This window comes from Micromonospora sp. CPM1 (assembly GCF_023896895.1).
Lineage (GTDB): Bacteria > Actinomycetota > Actinomycetes > Mycobacteriales > Micromonosporaceae > Micromonospora > Micromonospora tulbaghiae.
The window spans coordinates 1-22869 of record NZ_JAMHIU010000023.1 but is presented as its reverse complement, the minus strand read 5'-3'; the positions used below and the strand labels follow the sequence as shown (position 1 = coordinate 22869).

The window sequence follows — 22869 nt, the reverse complement described above, 5'->3', positions numbered from 1 at the left end:
GTCGTGCGAACCGCCGTGCCGATCAGCAGAGTGATCACGCGATCCACGGGATTCCACGGTAACACCATCCGGACCGTGAGCCGGCGTCGCACCCGCTGTCGACGCACGTGAGGCCGGTGCCGGCCTCCCCCGGCCCGGGTCCGGCCCGGGTCCGGGCCCTTGATCGACACCAGCTCGCCGATGTGGTGCCTTCCACCGGGCCTCGACCCCGCCACCTCCCCGAACCGGCGGGGCGGCAGACCTGGCGGGCCGCGTGGGCGGCCCGGGTCAACCGGCGGGGATCTCCGAGGACGCCGGGGTCGGCTGTGCGGGCACCTGCGCCCCACGGGCCGGGCCAGCGGCGCGCGGCCCGTCCGGCGCCTCCGTGCCTGCGGAGTCCTGCCCGTCCGGTCCGGCCGGCTCCCCGGCCTCCCCCGGGTCGCCGGCGCCGTCACCGGCCGCACCGTCGCCGGCCGAGCCTTCGGCAGCCGACCGACCACCACCCGCAGCGTCGCCACCCGCACGGTCAGCGGCCGGGCCGTCGCCGGCCGCGCCGTCCCTGGAGGAGTCGTCCGGCCCGCCCGGTGGGACCGCGCCCGTCTCGCCCCCGCCACGGCCGCTGTCGGGCACCGTGCGGTCGGTGGAGTGGTCGAGCACCCGCAGCGCCGCCAGGGCCGCCATCGGCACCACGAGGGCCGCCGCCGCGCCCGCCACGTCCAGCGCCGACCCGCCGAGGACGCCGCCCAGCCCGACGGCCACGCCGGTGCCGGCCATCGCCGCCCGGATCGCTGGGTAGATGCCGAACAGACGCATCAGCCCGCCCCACGGCTGGAGCAACGCGAGCCAGACCAGCGCGGCCCCGGCCAGGGCCAGCACGGTGAGCGGGCTGTTCATCAGCGTCTGGATGTTGGAGCTGCTGGACCGGTGCACGGTGAGCCCGCCGGTGCCGTCGCCCACAGCGGCCAGGAACCGGCCCAGGCTGCCGCGCTCGTCCGCCGGACGGCCCAGGTCGACCAGGGCGAACCCCACGGTGACCGCCAGCGCGGCCATGGTGGCCCAGGCCAACCGGCTCACCGTCAGCCAGCCGCCGCTGCAGATCGCCGCCGCGACGCTCACCCCGGCGGTGAGCGCGATCGCACCGATCGAGTCGGCACCCAGGTACGGGCTGCCCACCACCACCACGGCGAGCCCGCCGACGGTCACCATCACCATCGGCCGCCAGCCCTTGCGGAACCGCTGGGCGAGCCAGCCGCCGCACAGCAGCGCCCCGGCGATGAACACGCCCAGCCCGACGGTGCCGAGCCCGGCGTACCGGCCGCCCTCCAGCGCCGAGTAGCCGACCACGCCGTTGAGCTGCAACCGGGAACCGGTGAGCACGTCCACGCCGACCACGAGCGTGGCCAGGCCGGCGACCGCACCGAGCGGGCCGAGCGTGCGCTCGTGCCCGGGACTGAACCGGACCGCGGCGGTGCCGCCGACGATCAGAAGCGCGGTCACCGAGGCGTACCAGAGGCCGGCGTGGTCCCCGCGCCACCAGGGCACGGCGTCCGCGAGCAGCGCCGCGGGCACCGCCAGCGCGGCGGCGATCAGCAGCAGCTCCACCACCGCGACGATCCGCCGGGACACCGGTTCCGGCCCGTGCGGTCCGGCGAGCCGGCGGGCGCGGCGCAGCAGCGGCAGCACCGCCACCGCGAGGGCGATCTGGGCGGCGGCGAGCAGCGTGAAGAACCAGCCGGCGACGCGGCGCTGGGCGGCTGCCTCCCGGTCCGCGTCGGCCGGCGCCTCGATCGCGGCCCGCAGGTCGTCCGGCCGGTCGTCGACCGTCACCGCGGGCCGGCCGAGGAACGCCCGTTCCGGCATCGGCTTGTCGAGCACGGCGAGCACCGTCGGGGCCAGGTCGATCAGTTGCAGGTAGCCGGACCGGGCGGTGCTGGGCGAGGTCAGCCAGCCGCCCTCCCAGCCGGGACCGTCGGCGATGGCGACGTGCAGCCGGGACGGGGAGTCGGTGTCGGACACGCCGGCGACGAGCACCAGCGAGCGCGGCGGCCGGGCGGCGAGCACCCGGGCCAGCCGGGCGTCGGCCTGCCGCGCCTGGGCGGCCCGTACGGCCGGATCGTCGTCGTCGACGGTGCCGACGTCGACGATGCTCAGCACGCAGGAGCCGAGCAGTTCCGCCGGGTTCTCGGGGAGCGAGGGGGCGTACCTGTCGACCCGGCCGAACGGGCGGGCGGCGGCCACGGCGGCGCCCGGCCCGACCGCCACCGAGCAGCGCACCGACTCGGCCAGCGCGCCCGGCGTCGCGCCCCAGGACAGCTGCTCCTGGTTGTGCGCCACCGCGCTGGCCTGGTCGGGCAGGTTAGCGCCGATGCCGTCGGGCCGCTCGATCGTCACCCCGGCGGCCGGGCAGCCACCGCCCGGGCGGGCGCCGGGCCAGGCGGCGAAGTTCCCCGCGCCGAGCGTGAGCCAGCCGTCCACCGGGCAGGTGGGGCGGTGCGCGGAGCGTACCGAGAGCGACCCGATCGCGCCCTGCTCGGCCATCCGCCACAGCGTCGGCGTGTTCTCCGGGTCGACGTCGTCCCACCGCAGGCCCGCCGCGCCGACGAGCACCACGAAGTCGGCGTTCGGCCGGGTCGCGCCGTCATCCGGGCGGGCGGACAGCGCGGTGATGCCCAGCGCCACCACGACCAGGGTCAGCAGCACCGGGGTGAGTCTGCGCACCATCAGCGGTTCCCGGTCGAGAGCTGGGGTGTCAGCTCGGCGTAGAGGCCGGCGAGCGCGGCCACGGTGTCCGCCTCGGTGGGCCAGGTCGCGGCCCGCGCCAGGCCGCGCCGGCCCAGGTCGGCCCGGCGTACGGGGTCGTCGAGCAGGTCGCGCACGGCCGCGTCGACGGCGTCCACGTCGCCGGGCGGCACCAGCACGGCAGCGTCGCCGACCAGGTCCGGCAGCCCGCCGACGGCGGTCGCGACGAGCGGTACGCCGGCCCGCAGCGCCTCCTGCGCGAACAGCTGGCGGGCCTCCCAGTCGCTCGTCACCACCGCGAGGTCGGCGGCGCCCAGCAGGTCCGCCACGTCGCCGCGGTGCCCGAGCAGCGTCACCGGCGCGCGGGCGGCCGAGATCCGGGCGGCCAGCGGCAGGTACGCCGGACCACTGCCGGCGATCACCACGAGCGGGGCGGGAGTACGGGTCCGCCAGCGGGCGGCGGCGTCGATCAGCACGTCGTACCGCTTCTGCGGGTGCAGCCGGCCCACCGAGAGGATCAGCGGCCGGTCGGCGGCGACGCCGAACTCGGCGCGCACCGCCGTGCGGCGGCGGCGCGGCGCGGGCAGCGCCGGCGCGGCGACCGGGGCCAGGCGGGCGTCGGCGGCGCCGAGCGCGGCGGCGCGGTCGACCAGGTCGGCGGAGGCGCCCAGGGCGACCCGCACGGACCGGGCGACGACCCGTTCGACCAGCCGGGACACGGCGCCGCGCAGGCCACCGGCGAGGACCGCGTTGTGCCAGGTGACGACCAGCGGCGCGGCGGGGCGGGCGAGTGCGGCGACCAGGCCGGCGCGCAGCCCGTGCGCGTGCACCACGTCGGCGGGCGTGTCCGCGAGCGCCCGGCGCAGCGCGGTGACCGCGCGCGCGTCGCCCGGGGTGGGGCTGGCCGGGATCTCCACCGGCGTGAACCGGGCCCCGGCGCCGGTGAAGTCGAACTGTTCCTCGGTCGCGGACGGGCCGCAGACCAGTACGGACGCGCCGGCCTCGGTCAGTCCTCTGGTGATCGAGCGGACGTGCTGCCCGACCCCGCCGGTGCTGGAGGCGAGCACCAGGGCCACCGACCCGGGCCAGCGCGGTGCCGGCGAGGCGTCCGTCATGAGGAAACGGTCTCCCTTCCGTCACCCCGCTCGCCGGGGTGCTGCTGCGCCGGCGGGCCGTCGTCCCCGCCGGCCGGGCGTCGCCGGCTCAGCCGGCGGGTCACGGTCGCGAGCAGCGGCCGCAGGTCGCGGGCGTCGGTCAGCCAGGCGACGGCGAGGAACAGGACACCGACCACGACCCCGGACAGCATGCCCTGCGCGAGGGCCCACGGTGTCGTCGGGGTGCCGTCGCCGAGCCCGGCGAGTCCCGCCGCGACGGCCGCCCCGCCCGCTCCGGCGACCACTGCGGCGAGCAGCCCGGCGGCCCCGGCCCGGCCGATCCCGGCGAGGGCCTCGCCGCCGGCGGCCCGCCGGACCGCGGCGATCAGCAGCACGCCGAGCAGCAGCATGCCGGCCGAGGACGCCAGCGTCACCGCGAGCACCCGGTCGGCCAGCGGCGCCACCTGGGCGGCCAGGACGGCCAGCACGGGCACGCTGAGCCAGCCGACGGCGGTGGCGACGGTGGCCGCCCGGGTCTCGCCCCGCGCGTACAGCGCGCGGGTGAGGACCGCGAACAGGCCGTAGCCGACCAGGCCGGGCGCGAAACCGGCGATCCCGGCCGCCGCGGTGCGCGCGTCGAGGGGGTCGGAGAAGAAGAAGTGCCCGACCGGGATGGCGGTGCCGACGAGCGCGGCGGCGCCGAGCAGGCTGAGCAGCACGACCCCGCGTACCGCCGGGGCCAGGGTCTCCCGGTAGGCGCGCTCGTCGCCGGTGGCCCGGGCCGCGACGAGGGTCGGGTACGCGGCCACCGCGAGCGGCACCGCCAGCACCGCCCAGGGCAGGAAGTAGACGGTCTGGGCCAGGTTGTAGACGCTGACGTCGGCGGTGCGGCCGTAGGTGACCTGGTTGAGCGCGACCACCAGGGCGATCTGCTGGGCGGCCACCGTCACCGCCCCGGCGACCACCAGACCGCCCACCCGGGCCCGGGCGTCGGCCGGGAACCGGTAGCCCGGCCGGACCCGCAGCCGCAGCCGGCGCACCGGGATCAGCAGCGACAGCGAGAGCACCACCACGCCGAGCGTGGTGCCGGCGGACAGCAGCAGCTCACCGCCGCGCCCGGCCTGCCCGATCGTCGCCAGCCGCCCTTCGGCGGCGGTGAAGCCCAGGTAGACGCCGATGACCGTGACGCTCGACAGCAGCGGCGCGATCACCGGCCAGGCGAAGCGGCGGTGCGCCTGGAGCACACCGGTCAGCACGATCCCCACGCCGTACAGCGGCAACTGCGGCGCGAAGACCCGCAGCATCCGCGCGCCGGACGCCTGCTGGGCCTCGCTGAGACCGTTTCCGATCAGGCCCGGCAGCGGGTCGGCGAACACCGCGAGCAGCACCGCCAGCGGAACCAGCAGGCTCAGCGTCCAGGTCAGCAGCGCGCCGGTGGTGGCGGCCACCGCGCGCCGGTCACCCGCCTCGACGGCGCCGGCCAGCAGCGGTACGACGAGACTGGCGAGCGCCCCGCCGGCGACGATCTCGAAGATGAAGTTCGGGACGTAGTTGGCCACCAGGTAGGCGCCGCCGAGATCGGTGGGGCCCAGCATCCAGGTGAACACCGCGGTCCGGCCGAAGCCGGCGAGCCGGCTGAGGACGGTGAGGACGGCGATGAGGGCGGCCGCCCCGGCGACCCGGCCGGCGGCGGCGAGAGGAGCCGGTTTCGTCACGTCAGTCCGGGAGCCGGCCCAGCTCGTCGAGGTGCCGCAGCCCCGGCGTCCGTGCGATGACCTGGGTGAAGCTGACCTTCTCGCTGGCGGCGGTGAGCGCGGCGAGCACGGCCAGCACGCCGGCCCGGCCGAGCGGCCCGGTACGCGCGGCCAGACTCACCCCGAGCAGCGCGCCGAGCGCGTTGGCGCCGCTGTCGCCCACCATCACCCGCTCGCCGAGGTCGTCACCGACCAGCGCGGCCGACGCGCCGACCGCGCCCGCGGCGACGCCGCCGTACGGGCCGGTGGTCAGCGGCGCGCCGAGCAGCATGCCGGACTTCAACGCCCGGCCGGGCCGCAGGTCGAGCAGGTTGACCAGGTTCGCGGTGCCGGCCACCACGCCGGCGCCGAGCAGCACGTCGAGCCCTCGGCCGAACGCCCCGGCGCGCCGGCGGCGCGGGTGCGCGGCGACCCGCCGGTCGGCGGCGAGCAGCGCGGCGGCGCCCAGCCCGGCCACGCCCACCCCGGCGACCTTGACCATCCCGGCGGTGACCTGACCCTCGCGCAGCGCGGCGAGGTGCCCGGCGAACCCCTTGGCGGCCTTCTGTTCGGGGCGCGCGCCGACCACGTCGTCGTAGAGGCCGACAGCGCCCGCACCGAGCCCGGCGACGAGCGCGGCGGCGCCGGCCGGGGCGCTACCGGCGCCCAGCGCGGCCCCGGTGGCCGCGCCGACGGCCAGGGCCGGACCGGCGGCCAGGGTCACGGTGCGGCCCCGGTAGTTGGTGCGCTCCAGCGCCGGCCCGCCCGGCGACGTGCGCGTCTGGCGCAGCGTGTATCGGGCGGCCAGCACCCCCGCGCCCACTGCGAGCAGCCGACCCAGTCTCACGGGACCTCCTCGATCCGGACTTCGAACGCGACGCGGCACGGACCGGGCGGCCCGGAGCGGTCACCGGGGCAGTGTAGGCACCCGGGCGGCAGCGTTGTCGCCCACGCCGTACTGGCCGGTCTTCTTCTCGGTGAGCTGCTGCGCCAGGGCGAGGCTGGTGACCAGCTGGCCCTGCACGGTGTTGGCGTTGTCGACGGTGGAGATGGTCTGCGACAGCACCGGGTCGCCGCGCACCACGGAGACGAGGTTGCCGCCGGTCGAGCCCATGCCGGCGACCACGAGCGCGCTGGCCCGGTCGAACTGCTCGGCGATCTTCACCACCGACTCGTCCTTCTTCGCCGAGTCCTTGTCCACGTACGGCTGGCCGGTGACCATCACCACCGCCTCGGCGGCGGTGGAGATCCGGTCCGCCGGGGTGAGGTATCCGGCGGTGGCGTACTGCTCCAGCACGGCGCGCCGGTCGGCGTCGCTGACCGGCGGGCTCCCGGCCGGGCGGTCCACCAGCACGTTGGCCAGCAACGCGCTGGAGGTCTCCACGCCGTGCCCGTTGCCGGGCAGGTTGCCGGTCGGGGCGCTGTTCGGCCGGGCCGCGGTGACCGCCAGTTCCAGCAGGTTGTTGTTGCTGTCCGGGTTGACGAACTTGTCCTGCACGTCGATGCGGCCGGTGACGTCGGCGCCGGCGGTCTGGAGCATCTTCACCACGCCCTCGGCCTGGTCCCGGCCGCTGGGCAGGGTGAGCACCAGCACCCGGCGGCCGGTCAGCTTGCCGGGCAGCACGAGCTGGGCCATCTCGGCGGCGAAGTCCTCCTCGGTCTCCAGCTGCTTCTGCATGCTGTTGACCGACTGGCGCATCAGCGAGTTGTCCTTGCGCAGGCCGTTGACGTTCTCCCGGAGCGAGTCGGCGACCGGCCCGTTGAGGGCGGCTGTGCCGACCACCAGGCCGATCGCCAGCGCCAGGAACACCGCGGTCAGGGACACCACGTGGTAGCGAAAGTTGATCACGCTTGCAGCCTCTTGATCGTCGGGGAGCTAGAAGAGCTGGCCGAGCTGGAACACGAAATTGTCCCACCATTCGGAGACCACGCCCAGATACGCCTTCCCGACGGTGGAGACCGCCACCGCGGAGGCCATCGCGGCCACCGCCGACAGGACCAGCAGCAGCAGCGACGACCCGGAGATGCTCTGCCGGTAGAGCCGGCTGACGCCCTTGGCGTCGACCAGCTTGCCACCGACCTTCAGCCGGGTCAGGAACGTCGACGCCATACCGCCGCGCCCCTTGTCGAGGAACTCCACCAGGGTGGCGTGCGTGCCGACCGCCACCAGCAGCGAGGCGCCCTTCTCGTCGGCCAGCAGCATGGCCAGGTCCTCGCTGGTGGCCGCCGCCGGGAAGGTGATCGCCGGTACGCCGAGCCCGTTGACCCGGGCCAGGCCCGGCGCCCGCCCGTCCGGGTAGGCGTGCACGATCACCTCGGCGCCGCAGCGCAGCACGTCGTCGGTGACCGAGTCCATGTCCCCGATGATCATGTCCGGGGTGTAGCCCGCCTCGACCAGCGCGTCGGCGCCGCCGTCGACGCCGATCAGCACCGGCTTGAACTCCCGGATGTACGGGCGCAGCACGTCCAGGTCGGCCTTGTAGTCGTAGCCGCGCACCACGATCAGGCAGTGCCGGCCCTGGATCTGGGTCTGGATCTCCGGTACGCCGACGCCGTCGAGCAGCAGGTCGCGTTCCTGCCGCAGGTAGTCCATCGTGTTGGCGGCGAACGCCTCCAACTGCACCGACAGGCCCTCCCGGGCGTCGGCCATCGACTTGGCCACTGTCTCGGCGTCCTGCAACGAGCCGTGCGCGACCGGCTCGTCGCCGGCGAAGACGGTGTTGCCCTCGATGCGGACCCGGTCGCCCTCACGGACCTGCTCGAAGACGCTCTCGCCGAGATCGTCCAGCAGCGGGATGCCGGCCGAGATCAGCACCTCCGGGCCGAGGTTGGGATAGCGCCCGGAGACCGACGGCTTGGCGTTGAGCACCGCCGCCACACCCACCGCGACGAGCGAGTCGGCCGCCACCCGGTCCAGGTCGACGTGGTCGATGACCGCGATGTCGCCGGGTCGCAGGCGCCCGACCAGCCGTTTCGTCCGGCGGTCGAGGCGCGCGGTGCCGACGATGGAGCCCGGCTCCGGGTTCCGGCTCCGGCGCAGTGTGGGTAGACGCATCGTGACCATCCTGGCATGTGAGGCAGGTTTTGCTGTCGCGACATGCCTGAGCAGGGCCGCCTACCCAGGGAAGCACACCGGAACCCGCGGCGGTGTGCTTGCGCTCACAATAGGGACGTCACGGACGTCTTTCCTTGGCCGCCACGGCCAGGAGCTCCTCGGCATGGGCGATACCCAGATCCGAGTCCGGCAAACCGGCGAGCATCCGGGCCAGTTCCCGGGCGCGTTCGGTGTCCTCCACCACGCGCACCCCGCTGGTGGTGACCGCTCCCCCGGTGTCCTTGGCCACCACGAGGTGCCGGTCGGCGAACGCGGCGACCTGCGGCAGGTGCGTGACCACGAGCACCTGGTGGCTGCGGGCCAGCCGGGCCAGCCGGCGGCCGATCTCCACCGCGGCCTGACCGCCGACACCCGCGTCGACCTCGTCGAACACCAGCGTGGGCGGGCCGCCCGAACCGGCGAAGACCACCTCGATGGCGAGCATCACCCGGGACAGCTCGCCGCCGGAGGCGCCCTTCTGCAACGGCAGCGCCGGCGCGCCCGGGTGCGCCAGCAGCCGCAACTCCACCTCGTCGGCGCCGTCCGCGCCGACGCCGGTCTCGACGCCGTTGACCGGCAGGCTCGGCTCGGACCGGCCCGCCGGGCGCGGCAGAACCGCCACCTCGATGCGGGCGTGCGGCATGGCCAGCCCGGCCAGCTCGACTGTCACCTCCTCGGCGAAGCGGACCGCCGCCTCGCGTCGGGACGCCGAGACCCGGCCGGCGAGGTCGGCCACCTCACCGGCGAGCCGGGTCGCCTCGCGGTCCAGCTCGTCCAGCAGTTCGTCGGAGGTGTCCAGATCGGACAGCCGGGTCCGCGCCCGCTCGGCCCACGCCACCACGCCGTCGACGTCGTCGGCGTACTTGCGGGTCAGCCCGCGCAACGCGGCCCGCCGCTCGTAGACGGTCTGGAGGCGGGCCGGGTCGGCGTCCAGCGCGGCCAGGTAGGTGGACAGCTCCGCGGCCACGTCGGTGACGAGCGTGGCCGCCTCCTCCAGCCGGGCCGCCAGCTCGCCCAGCGCCGGGTCGGTGCCGGCCTGCGCCTCCAGCGTGCGCCGCGCGGTGCCCAGCAGCGCCGTCGCGTCCGGCGTCTCGTCGGTCGTCTCGACGCCACCGGCCACGCACTGCTGCGCCACCTGCGCGGCGGTGCGCAGCCCCTCGGCGTGCTCCAGCCGCTGCGCCTCGGCCTTCAGCTCGGCGTCCTCCCCCGGCTGCGGGTCGACCCGGGTGATCTCGTCCAGGCCCAGGCGCAGCAGGTCGGCCTCCTGGTTGCGCTCGCGGGCGTTGCGCCGCCGGTCGGCCAGGTCGTCGACGACAGTGCGCCACCGGGCGTACGTCTCGCGCAGCGCGTCGAGCAGCTTCTCGTGCTCGGGGCCGGCGAACCGGTCGAGCGAGGCGCGCTGCTCGGCCGGGCGCAGCAGCCGGAGCTGGTCGGACTGGCCGTGCACGGCCAGCACCTGCTCACCGACCTCGCCGAGCGTGGACACCGGCATGGCGCGCCCGCCCAGGTGCGCCCGGGAGCGGCCCTCGATCGTCACGGTGCGGCTGAGCAGCAGTGAGCCGTCCTCGTCGGGCTCGCCGCCGGCGTCGACGATGCGGGCGTGCACCGACTCGGCCACCCGCCCGCTCAGGCGCAGCCGGCCCTCCACCACGGCGCGGCCCGGCTGGGCGCGCACCCGGCCGGCGTCGGCGCGGCCGCCGAAGAGCAGGCCGAGGCCGGTCACCACCATGGTCTTGCCGGCGCCGGTCTCGCCGGTGATGACGTTCATCCCCGCGGCCAGCGGCAGCGTCGTGTCCTCGATGACGCCCAGTCCGGTGATGCGCAGCTCTTCCAGCACAGCACCCGACAGTAGCCCCGCCCTGTGACAGTTGACCAGCCGGCAGGGCGGGGCGCGGGCACCCGTACAGTTCAGCCCCGTGCTGGAGGAGATCGGCCTGACCCCGGACGAGGAGGAGCTCTACCGCTGCCTGGTCAGGGCGAACACGGCCCGGGTCGGTGAGCTCGCGCAGCGGCTGGGGCGGCCCCGCGCGGAGGTCGTCGCCCGGCTGGACGCCTTGCGGGACAAGGGTCTCGTGCTGCCGACCGGGCCGGGACCGGACGCGCCGCTGCGGCCGCTCGCGCCGGACGTGCCGCTCGGTGAGGCGCTGCTGCGCCGCCAGTCGGCGCTGGAGGAGGCCCGCGCCGCGGTGACCCAGCTCGCCGAGGACTACCGGGCCGGGATGCGCCGCCACGACGCCGCGCACCTGGTCGAGGTGGTCACCGGCGCGCGGGCGCTGCGCGAACGGCTGCGCGAGCTGCAGAACGGCGCGCGCGAGGAGGTGCTCTGGTTCTGCCGGGCGAACCCGCTGGCGATGCCCGGACCGGAGAACGTCGAGGAGTTCGACGCGCTCGCCCGCGGTGTGCGCTACCGGGCCATCTACGAACGGGCGATGCTGCTGGAGCCGGGCGCGCTGGCCGACGTGGAGCGGGGCGTACACGCCGGGGAGCAGGCCCGCGTGCTGGACCGGCTGCCGGTTCGACTGGCCGTGGTGGACGGTCGTACCGCGGTCTGCCCGCTGGTGCCCGACCGCGACGGCGGCGAGCCGACCGCAGCGGTGATCGGCCGCAGTCAGCTGCTGGACGCGCTGGTCGCGCTCTTCGAGAGCCACTGGCTGATGGCCACGCCGCTCGGCACGCCGGCCGACCGGGCCGCCACCGGCTACCAGCCCGACGGCGACGAGGCACGGCTGCTGTCGCTGTTCGTGGCCGGGGTGCCGGACAAGTCGATCGCGTCACAGCTCGGCGTGAGCCGCCGTACCGTGCAGCGACGGCTGGCCGACCTGATGGCCGCCGCCGGTGTCGACACCCGGCCCGGGCTGGCGTTCCAGGCCGCCCGGCGCGGCTGGATCTGACCGGGGCCGGGGCGGGACGGCCCCAGGACCGCCCCGCCCCGGCGTCTCACCGCAGCCCGTACGCGTCGACCACGGTCTGCGTCACGGTGCTGCCGGCCCGGTCCCGCGCCGACACGCGCAGCGACACCGTGCCGCGCCCGGCCGGGACGTCGACTGTGAACCGGGTGCCGGAGCCGCGTACCGGCGCCGTGCGCCAGGTGCGTCCGCCGTCGAAGGACACCTCGGCGCGTACCGTCGCGCCGGCCGGCGCGGGCAGGCCCGCCGGGTGGCGCAGCGTCAGCCCGACTGTGTGCCTCCGCTTGCCGGGCACCTCACCACGCAGGTCGGCCGGCACCCGGTAGTCCACCTGGAGCAGCGGCAGCGGCCGGGCCGCGTCACCGGCCGGGCGGGCCGAGGTGAACTCCCACGCCGTCTCGGTACGGGTCGCCCACCGCCACTCCGCCGACGACCGTGCCGTGATCACGTCGAGGCGGTAGCGGGCCGGACCGGCGGTGGCAGGCACCGGCGCCCAGCCGTCGGACAGGTCGGCGATCTGCCGCCCGTCCCGGCTGACCCGGCGGGTCACCGTGTCCTGCTCCTCCGAGCGGTTGTCCACGCCGGCGTGACCGTCGGCGTCGACGAACTCGGCCACCCGCAGGTCGAGCGTGTCGGCGGTCCGGCTCGGCGCGGCCGCACCGGCCGGCACCGCGGGGCGCACCAGCGGCGCGTGCCACGACTCGGTGGTCCGGTCGGTGGCCGCGTAGCGCCGGGGCCGGTCGGACAGGCCGCCGGTCAGCGTCCCCATACTGGAGAACATCAGCCGGTGCAGCACCCGGTGCTGCCACCACGAGTCACCGGAACTGACGTACTCCCGCCGGGTCGTCCCGGTACGCACCATCCGCTGGTCGTCGTTCCAGGAGAACTCCTGCCAGGGCCGCCACCCGAACCGCTGCTCGGTGGCCCAGTCCAGGCCGCCGGTGTCGCCGTAACGCGCGGTCACCTCGGCCGTGTTGGCGGCGGTCACCCGGTGGGTGATCCGCTCCGGCACCCGGCCCCGCGACACCTGGAACACGTCGTAGAGGTACGGGCTGTCCACGGTGAGCGTGAGGTCGATGCGGGCCCGGCCGGTACGCGCCGCCGCGAGCAGCCGCTGCCCGTCGTCGTACGCCACCGCCAGCGCCGGCGCCGGAAGCCGGTCCCCGGTCGGACGCCACACCGTCCACGCGCTCTGGTCCGCCGGCCGGACGATCAGCACCGCCTTCGCGCCGGCCGCCGCCGCGGCTGCCACCTGCTCCTCCTCGGACCGGTCGGCGGACGCGGTGAGCAGCGCCGCCGCACCCCGCACCCCGGCCAGCTCACCCGGCGCGCCGGTGCCGGCCGCGACCAGGCGCAGCCGCTGCCGCCCCGCCGGAGCCGGCGACTGGCCCATCAGGTTGACGTCCGGCGCGCCGGACACGCCGCTGACGTCGATGTCGACCATCGGCGCGACGAGCTGCCAGCGCGAGGAGAACTCGAACTCGCCGCGGCGTACCTGCCGGGTCGGGGTGACGTTGAGCTGCTGCACGGTGCTGAACGTCATCACGCCGTGGTCGACCTGCCGGCCGTTGCCGAACACCCGGTGCTGGTAGAAGCTCAGGATCGCCCGCTGCTCGGAGGGTTTCGGCGTCTCGATCCGTACCGGTGTGCCGCGCCGCGGGTCGAGCACCACGGTGAGGTCCCGGTCCACTGTCAGCTCCGGGTCGGTGACCAGGGTGAGCTGCTCGTCCAGCGGCGCGCCGTGCTCGATCAGCGCGTGGAGCAGGTAGGGGCCCTCCTCCACCTGGATCTGCCACTCGTCGCCGCCACCGAGCCAGCCCAGCGCGTCCGACTCGGGGTGTTCGCCGAACAGCGTCACCACCGGCGCCGGTCCGGGCCGACCGGCCAGGTCCAGCGCGCGCAGCGTCACGGTGTGCTGCGGGCCGCTGAGCGTCAGACCGACAGCGGTGCGCACCGTCGCGCCGTCCGCGCCGGTGGCCACCAGCCAGCCGCCGTGCGGGCCCCGGTCCAGCCGGGCCGGGTCGGCGCGCAGCGGCACGTCCACGCCGCCGCCGGCCGGCACAGTGACCGTGGCGGCGCCGAGCGTCAGGCCGTCGGTCTCGGCCGCGCCGCTGTCCAGGTTGCGCAGCTCCAGCGCGAGACGCAGCGTCTGCGCGGCAGCGGTGCCGTTGACGTAGCGCACCGTCCGGGTCGCGGCCGGCCCGCCGGTGGTCAGCCGGCCGAAGTCGGCGGTGGCCGTGCCGTACACCCGCTGGCGCAGCGCGCGGGCCACGTCGATCCGCCCGGCGCCCTGCTCGAACACCGTCGCGCCGGCGCTCGGCCGGGTCGTGCTCACCAGCGCGTCCTTGAGCTGCGCGGCGGTCCATCCGGGATGCTCCTGGGCCAGTAGGGCGGCGGCGCCCGCGACGTGCGGCGTGGCCATCGAGGTACCGGAGGCGCGGGTGTAGGCGTCGTCGACCGGCGTACCCATCGTGGTGCCGGCGGCGCGGGCGGCGACGATGCCGACGCCCGGCGCGGTGATCTCCGGCTTCAGGCCGTTGTCGCCCAGCCGCGGGCCGCGGCTGGAGAAGTCGGCGAGCACGTCGTCGCGGTCGACCGCGCCGACGGTGAGCGCGGCGGTGGCCGCGCCGGGCGAGCCGACGCTGCGCGGCTCGCCGTCGTTGCCGGCGGCGATCACGAACAGCGCGCCGGTCTCGGCGGTGAGGTCGTCGACGGCCTGGCTCATCGGGTCGGTGCCGTCGGTGGGCGCGCCGCCGAGGCTCATGCTGACCACCTTCGCGCCGGAGCGCGCGGCCCACTCCATGCCGGCGATGATGCCGGAGTCGTAGCCGGAGCCGGAGTCGTCGAGCACCTTGCCGACCAGCAGCCGCGCGCCCGGCGCGACGCCCTTGCGCAGCCCCGCGGAGGCCGCGCCGCTGCCGGCGACGGTGGCCGCCACGTGGGTGCCGTGGCCGTGGCCGTCGCGGGCGCTGCCGCCGCCGGTGAAGTCGCGCGCCTCGGCGATCCGGCCGGCCAGGTCGGGGTGGCCGGCGTCCACGCCGGTGTCGAGCACCGCGACCCGCACCCCGGCGCCGTCGCGGCCGGCCGCCCAGGCGGCGGGCGCGCCGATCTGCGGGACGCTGTGCTCCAGCGCCACCCGGGCCTGCCCGTCGAGCCAGACGCGTTCCACGCCGGCGCCGAGCCGGACGGCTCCGGCACCCGCGGCGCGGGCCTGCGGCGCCTGTCGCAGGGACGTCCACAGCGCGCCCAGGTCGTCCTTGTCGACGCGCAGCGCGGCGCCGTTGATGCTGGACAGCGGACGGGACTCGGCGGCGACCGCGAGCGGGCGCACGCGTCCGGCGGCCGGCTCCCGGTAGCGCACGATCAGTGGCAGCGCCTTCTGGCCCGCGTCGCCGTAGCCCTGCTCGGCCAACTCCTGCACGTCGAACAGGTCCGGGTCGAGCACGCCCGCCGACACGTACGGCACGACGTCGGCGGGAAGCACCCGCAGCCCGCCGTCGACCTGCGTGGTCTGGAAGACGATCCGGTCACGGCCCGGCCCGGGGTGGACCGTGGCGGCGATCCGCCCCGGCGCGGCCCGGACCAGCTCGACCTGGTCGCCGGTGATCAGCGTGACGCGGGCGGGCGGCGCACCCGGGGCGGATGTGCCCGGGGGCGGGCCGGCGGGCCGGGCGGGCGGTACGGCGGACGCCGGTACGGCGAGCCCGACCACCAACGCCCCGGCCACGCCGGCGGCGAGCCAGCGGGGGAACCGGTGCATGTGACGCTCCTCTACTCCGAGGCCGGCCTCGTAAGGCCGGCGATCGGAGTCTGCGACGGCGTCCGCTGCCGGGTCACCGGGTACGGGCCGCCGCACCGGCGACATGTCGCCAGGTGGACACGAACACGACGGAGTGGAGGCCGGGACGCCGGAGACCGTGTCGCCCAGCTCGCGTGCCGCCGCTTCCTCCGGCGGCGGCCCTGCGACCTGTCGGCCCGGCCGGAGTCGACACCCGACCGGACACGGCGTGCCGGTCCGCCCGCCGCGGCCGGCTTACGACGCTCCGGCGTCCCGACCGTCGCGGCCCCGACCACCCCCTGGCCGAGCCCGCGACAGGTGGGCCGCATCCGGGAAGCGGCGGGCCTCACCGCCGCGCCCGGACTCACCTCATCGCGGCCCGTACGCCCACCGTAACGCGCGCGAGCGCCGGGACCGGTGGGCCGAACGGAGATTTCCGCTGAGCCGCTGGTCAGCGACGGTTGCCCCGCCAGCCCTGGACGGGAAGGTCGAACTTGGCCACCAGCCGGTCGGTGAACGGGCGGGCCCGCAGCCGGACGATGCGCACCGGCAGCGTGCCCCGGCGCACCGTGACCCGGGCGCCGGGCGGCAGGTCGTAGACGCGCCGCCCGTCGCAGCAGAGCACGGCCAGCGTGGTGAACGGGTCGACGGTGATGACGAACGTCGACGTGGGCGCGGTCACCAGCGGGCGGCTGAACAACGCGTGCGCGCTGATCGGCACCAGCAGCAGCGCCTCCACCTCGGGCCAGACCACCGGACCGCCGCCGGAGAACGCGTACGCGGTCGAGCCGGTGGGGGTCGCGCAGATCACGCCGTCGCAGCCGTACCGGGACAGCGGCCGGCCGTCCACGTCGACGAGCAGCTCCAGCATCTGGGCGCGTTCGCCCTTCTCCACGCTGATCTCGTTGAGTGCCCACGACTCGATGGTCGGCCCGCCCTCGAACTCGGCGGTGACGTCGAGGGTGAGCCGTTCGTCCACCGTGTAGTTGCGGTCGACCACGTCACGCACGGCGGTGTCCAGGTCGTCGATCTCCGCCTCGGCGAGGAAGCCGACCTTGCCCAGGTTGATGCCGAGCAGCGGCACCTTGGCCGGGCGGGCCAGCTCGGCGGCGCGCAGGAACGTCCCGTCCCCGCCGAGCGCGAACACGATCTCGGCGCCCTCGGCGGCCTCCGGGCCGGTCACCGGCACCACGCCCGGCAGGTCCAGGTCGTCGGCCTCCTCGGCCACCACCCGCACCTCGAACCCGGCGGCGATCAGGTCGGCGGCCACCGCGCGGGCGTGCTCGGTGCTGCGTCGACGGCCGGTGTGCGTGACCAGCAGCGCGGTACGGCTCACCCGGACACCTCCTCGGTCGTGGCCGCCGTAGCGGCGGCGCCCTGCGGGCCGGCGGCCACCACCGCGCGGACCCGCTCCGGATCCGCGGCGGGCGCGTCCCCGCGCAACCATACGAAGAACTCGACGTTGCCGCTCGGCCCGGGCAGCGGGCTGGCCGCCACGCCGGCCAGGCCGAGGCCCAGCCCGGCGGCCGCCGCGGCCACGTCCAGCACCGCCTCGGCCCGCAGCGCCGGGTCGCGGACCACGCCGCCGGGGCCGACGCGCTCCTTGCCCACCTCGAACTGCGGCTTGACCATCAGCGCCAGGTCACCGCCGGGGCCGGTGCACGCGGCCAGCGCGGGCAGCACCAGCCGCAGTGAGATGAACGACAGGTCGGCCACCGTCAGGTCGACCGGGCCGCCGATCGCCTCCGGCGTGAGGGTACGCACGTTGGTGCGCTCGAACACCCGGACCCGCTCGTCGGTACGCAGCGACCAGGCGAGCTGCCCGTAGCCGACGTCCACGGCGACCACCTCGGCGGCGCCTCCGCGCAGCAGCACGTCGGTGAAACCGCCGGTCGACGCGCCCGCGTCCAGGCAGCGCCGGCCGGTGACGGTGAGCCCGCCGGGGGCGAACGCGGCGAGCGCGCCGGCCAGCTTGTGGCCGCCCCGGGAGACGTACTCCTGCGCCGGGTCCTCGCCGGTGACCAGCAGCGGATCGGCCGGGTCGACCATCGCCGCGGGCTTGCGCGCCTGCACTCCGCGCAGCTGGACGCGACCGGCCTCCACCAGCGCGGCGGCCTGCTCGCGGGAGCGGGCCAGCCCGCGCCGGACGAGTTCGGCGTCCAGCCGGGTACGACGAGCCATCAGGTGTCTCTCCGCCTCTGCTCAGGCCTGGTCGATGGTGGCGAGGGTCTCGCGCAGCGTCTCGTACGCCGCCTCGTACTGGGCGATCTGGTCGGCCGGGGCGAGCGCTTCGGCGTTGGCCATGCCGAGCACCGCGGCGTCCACCGCCGGGTGCCGCGCCTCGCCGACCTCCTCGACCGGCGCGGGGCGTACCCCCGGGGGCGGTCCGGGCCGCGGACCCGGCGGCGGACCGGGCCGGGGCGCGGTCACGAGCCGGCCGCCCGGCGCCCGGTGGCCTTCTTCGCCGGCGCGGCGTCCGGGGTACGGGAGACCGTGGCCGGTGGCTTCTTCGCGATCGCCTTCTTGGCCACCGTCTTCTTCGCCACCGCCTTCGACGGCGTCGTCGCCGGGGCCTTCGAGGGTGTCGTGGCCGGGGTGTTCGGCGGCGTCGTGACGGGGGCCGCCTCTGCGTGGGACGGCTCCGGCTCGGACGGCCCGGCCTCGGACGACTCGCTCTTGGACGGCCCGCCCTCGGGCGACTCCGCCTCGGACGACTCGGCGGCGTCCGGCTCGGTCTGCGCCGGGGCGGTCCCGGCCGGTCCGGCGGACGGCTCGGGCCGCGTGGCGCCCGGTTCGAGGGTGCCGCGGGCCTCGCGGAGCTGCCGCTCCAGGTCGTGCACCCGGCGGGTCAGCTCGGCGACCTCGTCGGCGGTGGCCAGCCCGACCGCGCCCAGCGCCCGGTCCACCTCGAAGCGGACCAGCTTGGTCAGCGACTCCCGGTTCGCCAGGCCGGTCGCGACCAGTTCCTCGGCGAGCGTCTGGAGCTGGGCGGCCGTCGCGCCGCCCTGGCCGACGACGCGCATGACCGCGTCCTGTGCCTTCTTCCGGGGCGCCTCCGTCAGGCCCATGGCCAGCTCGAGGTAGGCGCGCCACGCGTCCTGCATGCCTGAGTCCTTCCGCGGGGCGAGGTGTGCAGGTGCCACGCTACCGGGCACCCCGGACGCCCCATTGCGGTACGGTGCCGGGAACGGCGTGGTTCGTGGTGAGGAGACGATGTGGCCAGCGTGGACGAGTGCCGGCAGGCGTTGCAGGACCTGGCCGCGCGGCTGGACCGCAACGCCGAGGCACAGGGCCGCATCGACCTGGACCGCACCCTGGCCTGCCGGATCACCGACCTCGGCACCGCGTTCCACGGGCGGCTGGAGGGTGGCCGGCTGGTCGACCTGGCCGACGGCGACGACCCGAAGGCGAAGATCGCGCTGAGCACCGGCAGCGACGACCTCGTCGCGCTGGTGCACGGCCGGCTCGACGTCATGTCGGCGGTGGCCTCCCGGCGGGTGTCGATCAAGGCGAACCCGTTCGACCTGATGAAGCTCCGCAAGCTGCTCTGAGCGGGCCGGCGCCTCAGTCGTCGAGGCCGAACGCGGCGAGCGCTTCCGCCGCCGCCGGGGACTGCGCGCGCACGCGCGGCCCGGCCGCCGTCGACCAGGCCACCGCGCAGAGCGCGGCCAGCGCGTCCAGGGGCGCTCCCGCGCCGTCGAGCACGAGGTCCGCGCCGGACTCCGTCACCGACCAGCCGTCGGCCGTCGCCCGGCCCGGCACCGCCACCACCGCGGCCGGGTCGAACAGGCCCGCCAGGTCGAACGAGACGTACGCGGGGCGGCGCTCCTCGGGTGCGGCCAGCAGCTCGGCGGCGTCGCTGACCCCGGTCAGCACCAGCAGGCTGTCCAGTCCGGCCCGGCGGGCGCCCTCGATGTCGGTGTCCAGCCGGTCGCCCACCACGAGCGTGCGCCCGGTTCCGGCGCGCCGCGCGGCGGTGGTGAACAGCGCCGGCTCCGGCTTGCCCACCACCACGTCGGGGTCGCGGCCCAGCGCGGTACGCAGCACCGCGACGAGCGAGCCGTTGCCCGGCAGCGGGCCGCGCGGGCTGGGCAGGGTGCGGTCGGTGTTGGTGGCGTACCAGGGTGCGCCCGCGCGGACCGCCAGGGACGCCTCGGCCAGGTCGGACCAGCCGACCTGCGGGCCGTAGCCCTGGGCCACCGCGGCGGGCTCCTCGTCAGCGGTGGACACCGGCCGCAGGCCCACCGCGCGCAGCTCGGCGCGCAGCGCCTCCGCGCCGACCACGAGCACGGCCGCGCCCTCGGGCAGCCGGTCCCGGAGCAGCTCGGCGGTGGCCGCCGCGGAGGTGAGCACCTCCGCCGGCTGCGCCGGAACGCCCATGCCGGTGAGCAGGTCGGCCACCTCGCTGGAGCGGCGGGAGGCGTTGTTCGTCGCGTACGCGACCGCCCGCCCCGCGGCGTGCAGCCGGCCGACCGCCTCGACCGCGCCGGGGATGGGCCGGTCGATCAGGTAGATGACGCCGTCCAGGTCGAAGACGACAAGCGAGTACGCCTCGACCAGCGGGCCGCCCGCCCCGGCGCGGTCGGGTTGTCCCCGATCCGCGCCGGAGGCGGAGTCACCGGCGTACCCGGTCATCGGCGGTCCGCCGCCTCGCCCTCGCCGCCCGCGGCGTCACCCGGCGCGGGCCGGTCGCCGCCGGCCTCGTCCGCCGGGGTGGCAGCCGCGGCCTCGGCAGTGCCGGTCGGCGCGGTGGTGGCCGGCGCGGTGGTGGCCGGTTCCTCGTTCGCCGCGACGAAGGTCGGGGTGGTGGCGGTGCTGGCGGCGAGCGAGCCGGCCTCGGTGTCGGTCAGCTCGTCGTCGGCCAGATCGCCGGCGTCACGGTCCCGGTAGCCGGCCCGTGCCGCGTCCCCGCCGGCACCCGAGGTGACGTCGTCGCCGCCGCTCAGCCGCGCGTCATCGTCGTCATCGTCGTCATCGTCGAGGTCGTCGTCGTCCTCGTCATCGTCCTCGTCGTCGTCATCGTCGAGGTCGTCGTCATCGTCGTCGTCATCGTCGTCGTCGTCGAGGTCGTCGTCGTCGAGGTCGTCGTCGCTGGCGGCCTCGGCTGACGGCTCGGACGCGTCCGTGTCGTCCTCCGGCTCGTCGTCGCCCTCGATGACCACGCCGTCCAGCTCCAGCAGCCGCTCGGCCGCGTCGGTCTCCCCCTCGGAGTCGACGTCGGCGGCCCGGGAGAACCACTCCCGCGCCTCCTCGCGCCGGTCCACCGCCAGCAGGGCGTCCGCGTACGCGTAACGCAGCCGCGCCGCCCACGGCTCGGTCGAGTCGCCGGTCAGCTCGCGGACCTGGAGCATCGCCACCGCGGCGTCCTTCTGCCCGAGGTCACCGCGCGCCCCGGCGGCAACGATCAGCAGCTCGATCGCGACGGCCTGGTCGAGCTTGTCCCGGTCCGCGCCGCGGAACAGGTCGATGGCCCGCTCCGGCCGGCCCAGCGCCCGCTCGCAGTCGGCCAGCACCGCCAGGTGGCTCTGCAGGCCGGTCATCCGGTGGTACGTCCGCAGCTCGGCGATGGCGGTCTGCCACTCACCCGCGTGGTACGCGGCCAGCCCGACGGCCTCCCGCACTGCGGCGATCCGCGAGGCGAGCCGGCGGGCCGCCATGGCGTGCGCCAGCGCCAGCGGCGGGTCCTCGTCGATCAGCAGACCGGTCGCGACCAGGTGCCGGGCGACCGTCTCCGCCACCGGCTTGGCGAGGGAGAGCAGCTCGGCCCGGACGGCCGAGTCGAGGTCGCTCGCGACGACGTCGTCGGGCAGCTCCGGCGCCTCACCGGTACGCCCCTCACCACGCTCGTCCTGGCGCTCCCGCTGCGGGCCGTAGCTGCCGGTCCGGCGGTCGTCGCCACCCGGCCGGTCGCCGTAGCCACGGCGCTCACCGTCCCGCTCGCCCCGGTAGCCGCCCGGCTGCCGGTCGTCGCGACGGAACCCACGGTCGCGGTCGCCGCCACGGAACCCGCCCTCACGGCGATCGCCGCCGCGGAAGCCGCCCTCACGGTCACCACCACGGAAGCCACCCTCGCGGCGTTCGCCGCCGGCGTAGCTCTCCCGGCGGTTGTCGCCGCCCTGGTAACCGCCTTCGCGACGGTCGCCACCACGGAACCCGCCCTCACGGGCACCGCCTTCACGACGGTCCCCGCCACGGAAGCCACCCTCACGGTCGCCCCCACGGAAACCGCCCTCACGACGGTCGCCCCCACGGAAGCCACCCTCACGGTCGCCGCCACGGAACCCGCCGCCCTCGCGACGGTCGCCACCGCGGAAACCGCCCTCGCGGGCGCCGCCCTCACGACGCTCCCCGCCACGGAAACCGCCCTCACGACGATCCCCGCCACGGAAGCCACCCTCACGGGTGCCGCCTTCACGACGGTCGCCACCACGGAAACCGCCCTCACGACGGTCACCACCGCCGAAGCCGCCCTCACGACGGTCACCGCCCCGGAAGCCGCCTTCACGACGGTCGCCGCCACGGGCGCCACTGTCACGGTCACCACCACGGAAACCGCCCTCGCGACGGTCACCGCCGCGGAAGCCACCCTCACGGTCGCCCCCACGGAACCCGCCGCCCTCGCGACGGTCGCCACCGCGGAAACCGCCTTCGCGACGGTCGCCACCACCGAAGCCGCCTTCACGACGGTCACCGCCACGGAAACCACCGTCACGGGCACCGCCTTCACGGCGCTCGCCGCCACGGAAGCCACCCTCACGACGGTCACCACCGCCGAAGCCGCCTTCACGACGGTCACCGCCACGGAAACCACCGTCACGGGCACCGCCTTCACGGCGCTCGCCGCCACGGAAGCCACCCTCACGACGGTCACCGCCACGGAACCCGCCTTCGCGACGGTCGCCGCCGTCGCGGCCTCCGCTCCGGAAGCCACCCTCGCGGTCGCCGCCACGGAAACCGCCCTCGCGACGGTCACCGCCGCCGAAGCCACCCTCGCGACGGTCGCCGCCACGGAAACCGCCCTCACGGCGGTCGCCGCCACGGAAGCCGCCCTCGCGACGGTCACCGCCGCGGAAGCCACCCTCACGGTCGCCCCCACGGAACCCGCCGCCCTCGCGACGGTCACCACCGCGGAAGCCGCCTTCGCGGCGGTCGCCGCCACGGGCGCCACTGTCACGGTCACCACCACGGAAGCCACCCGGGCGGTCGTCGCGGCCGCCCCGGTACGAGGGACGGTCATCGCGACGGCCGTCGCGGCCGGCGTCACCACGCCCCTGGCCGCGGTCGGCGCGATCCTCGTAACGACGGGGGCGGTCCCCGCCCTGGGGTCCTGAGCTCACAGGTACATCCTTCCTGATGGCGTTTCCGCCGAGAACGCTAACGCAGTCGAGGGCCGCCCCTGCTGGGGCGGCCCTCGACTGGAAGATTGTCCGGCGGTGTCCTACTCTCCCACACCCTCCCGAGTGCAGTACCATCGGCGCTGGAGGGCTTAGCTTCCGGGTTCGGAATGTGACCGGGCGTTTCCCCTCCGCCATGACCGCCGTAACTC

Annotated in this window: 16 protein-coding genes, 1 rRNA gene and 1 pseudogene; 3 read left to right on the top strand and 15 right to left on the bottom strand. The window is 76.1% G+C overall.

The annotated features are described in order from the left end of the window. Positions 1-267: 267 nt before the first annotated feature. The 7 genes from M8C11_RS24480 to recN all read right to left on the bottom strand — a co-directional run bounded on the left by M8C11_RS24480 (position 268) and on the right by recN (position 10476). A complete protein-coding gene (locus M8C11_RS24480) occupies positions 268-2700 on the bottom strand; it encodes a hypothetical protein (RefSeq protein WP_252453460.1) in 2433 nt (810 codons plus the stop codon). Next, complete coding sequence (locus M8C11_RS24475) at positions 2700-3833, bottom strand: glycosyltransferase family 4 protein (protein WP_252453458.1); 1134 nt, start codon at positions 3831-3833, stop codon at positions 2700-2702. Before M8C11_RS24475 ends, M8C11_RS24480 begins: the two co-directional genes overlap by 1 nt. Further along, positions 3830-5527, bottom strand: a complete 1698-nt coding sequence (gene murJ / locus M8C11_RS24470; protein ID WP_252453456.1) for a murein biosynthesis integral membrane protein MurJ — start codon at positions 5525-5527, stop codon at positions 3830-3832. The genes M8C11_RS24475 and murJ overlap by 4 nt, the downstream gene beginning before the upstream one ends. A gap of 1 nt (position 5528) precedes the next feature. Further along, positions 5529-6392 (bottom strand): hypothetical protein, encoded by an 864-nt coding sequence (locus M8C11_RS24465; RefSeq protein ID WP_121684702.1) that lies wholly within the window; start codon positions 6390-6392, stop codon positions 5529-5531. 60 nt (positions 6393-6452) lie between these two features. Next, positions 6453-7394, bottom strand: a complete 942-nt coding sequence (locus tag M8C11_RS24460; RefSeq protein WP_252453454.1) for a copper transporter — start codon at positions 7392-7394, stop codon at positions 6453-6455. A 27-nt stretch (positions 7395-7421) separates the two neighbouring features. Beyond that, positions 7422-8600, bottom strand: coding sequence for a putative cytokinetic ring protein SteA (gene steA / locus M8C11_RS24455; protein ID WP_120573844.1), 1179 nt, complete (start codon positions 8598-8600; stop codon positions 7422-7424). A 118-nt stretch (positions 8601-8718) separates the two neighbouring features. Next, on the bottom strand, positions 8719-10476 hold the full coding sequence (gene recN, locus M8C11_RS24450) for a DNA repair protein RecN (RefSeq protein ID WP_252453452.1): 1758 nt from the start codon (positions 10474-10476) through the stop codon (positions 8719-8721). 79 nt (positions 10477-10555) lie between these two features. On the opposite strand from recN, the gene M8C11_RS24445 reads away from it, so the two are divergent. Continuing rightward, positions 10556-11530, top strand: coding sequence for a helix-turn-helix domain-containing protein (locus M8C11_RS24445; RefSeq protein ID WP_120570452.1), 975 nt, complete (start codon positions 10556-10558; stop codon positions 11528-11530). A gap of 46 nt (positions 11531-11576) precedes the next feature. On the opposite strand, the gene M8C11_RS24440 is transcribed toward M8C11_RS24445, so the two are convergent. From M8C11_RS24440 to M8C11_RS24420, 5 genes are all read right to left on the bottom strand, one after another. After that, the gene (locus tag M8C11_RS24440) at positions 11577-15305 is read right to left on the bottom strand and encodes a S8 family serine peptidase (protein WP_252453450.1); all 3729 of its coding nucleotides are present in this window, start codon (positions 15303-15305) and stop codon (positions 11577-11579) included. 469 nt (positions 15306-15774) lie between these two features. Continuing rightward, positions 15775-16659, bottom strand: a complete 885-nt coding sequence (locus M8C11_RS24435) for an NAD kinase (protein WP_013285580.1) — start codon at positions 16657-16659, stop codon at positions 15775-15777. After that, a complete protein-coding gene (locus M8C11_RS24430; protein ID WP_252453448.1) occupies positions 16656-17504 on the bottom strand; it encodes a TlyA family RNA methyltransferase in 849 nt (282 codons plus the stop codon). Before M8C11_RS24430 ends, M8C11_RS24435 begins: the two co-directional genes overlap by 4 nt. Positions 17505-17525: 21 nt before the next feature. After that, a complete protein-coding gene (locus M8C11_RS24425) occupies positions 17526-17753 on the bottom strand; it encodes a hypothetical protein (protein WP_073831637.1) in 228 nt (75 codons plus the stop codon). Then, positions 17750-18427 carry a phasin family protein gene (locus M8C11_RS24420; protein WP_252453446.1) on the bottom strand — a complete coding sequence of 226 codons (678 nt, stop codon included), beginning with the start codon at positions 18425-18427 and terminating at the stop codon, positions 17750-17752. Before M8C11_RS24420 ends, M8C11_RS24425 begins: the two co-directional genes overlap by 4 nt. A gap of 111 nt (positions 18428-18538) precedes the next feature. Here M8C11_RS24420 and M8C11_RS24415 point away from each other — a divergent pair, with 111 nt between their 5' ends. Continuing rightward, positions 18539-18874: an SCP2 sterol-binding domain-containing protein gene (locus M8C11_RS24415; RefSeq protein ID WP_120570457.1), complete on the top strand. Its 336-nt coding sequence runs from the start codon at positions 18539-18541 to the stop codon at positions 18872-18874. A 13-nt stretch (positions 18875-18887) separates the two neighbouring features. Here M8C11_RS24415 and M8C11_RS24410 read toward each other — a convergent pair whose 3' ends face one another. Continuing rightward, entirely contained in the window at positions 18888-19958 is a 1071-nt protein-coding gene (locus M8C11_RS24410; RefSeq protein ID WP_252453444.1) for an HAD-IIA family hydrolase, read from the bottom strand. A 502-nt stretch (positions 19959-20460) separates the two neighbouring features. After that, positions 20461-21061, bottom strand: a pseudogene (locus tag M8C11_RS24405) (Replicase polyprotein 1ab); the annotation flags it as partial. Here M8C11_RS24405 and M8C11_RS24400 point away from each other — a divergent pair. Further along, entirely contained in the window at positions 20984-22654 is a 1671-nt protein-coding gene (locus M8C11_RS24400) for a hypothetical protein (RefSeq protein ID WP_252453442.1), read from the top strand. The pseudogene M8C11_RS24405 and the gene M8C11_RS24400 overlap by 78 nt on opposite strands. 94 nt (positions 22655-22748) lie before the next feature. Here M8C11_RS24400 and rrf read toward each other — a convergent pair. Further along, a 5S ribosomal RNA gene (gene rrf / locus M8C11_RS24395) occupies positions 22749-22865 on the bottom strand. Positions 22866-22869 lie beyond the last annotated feature (4 nt).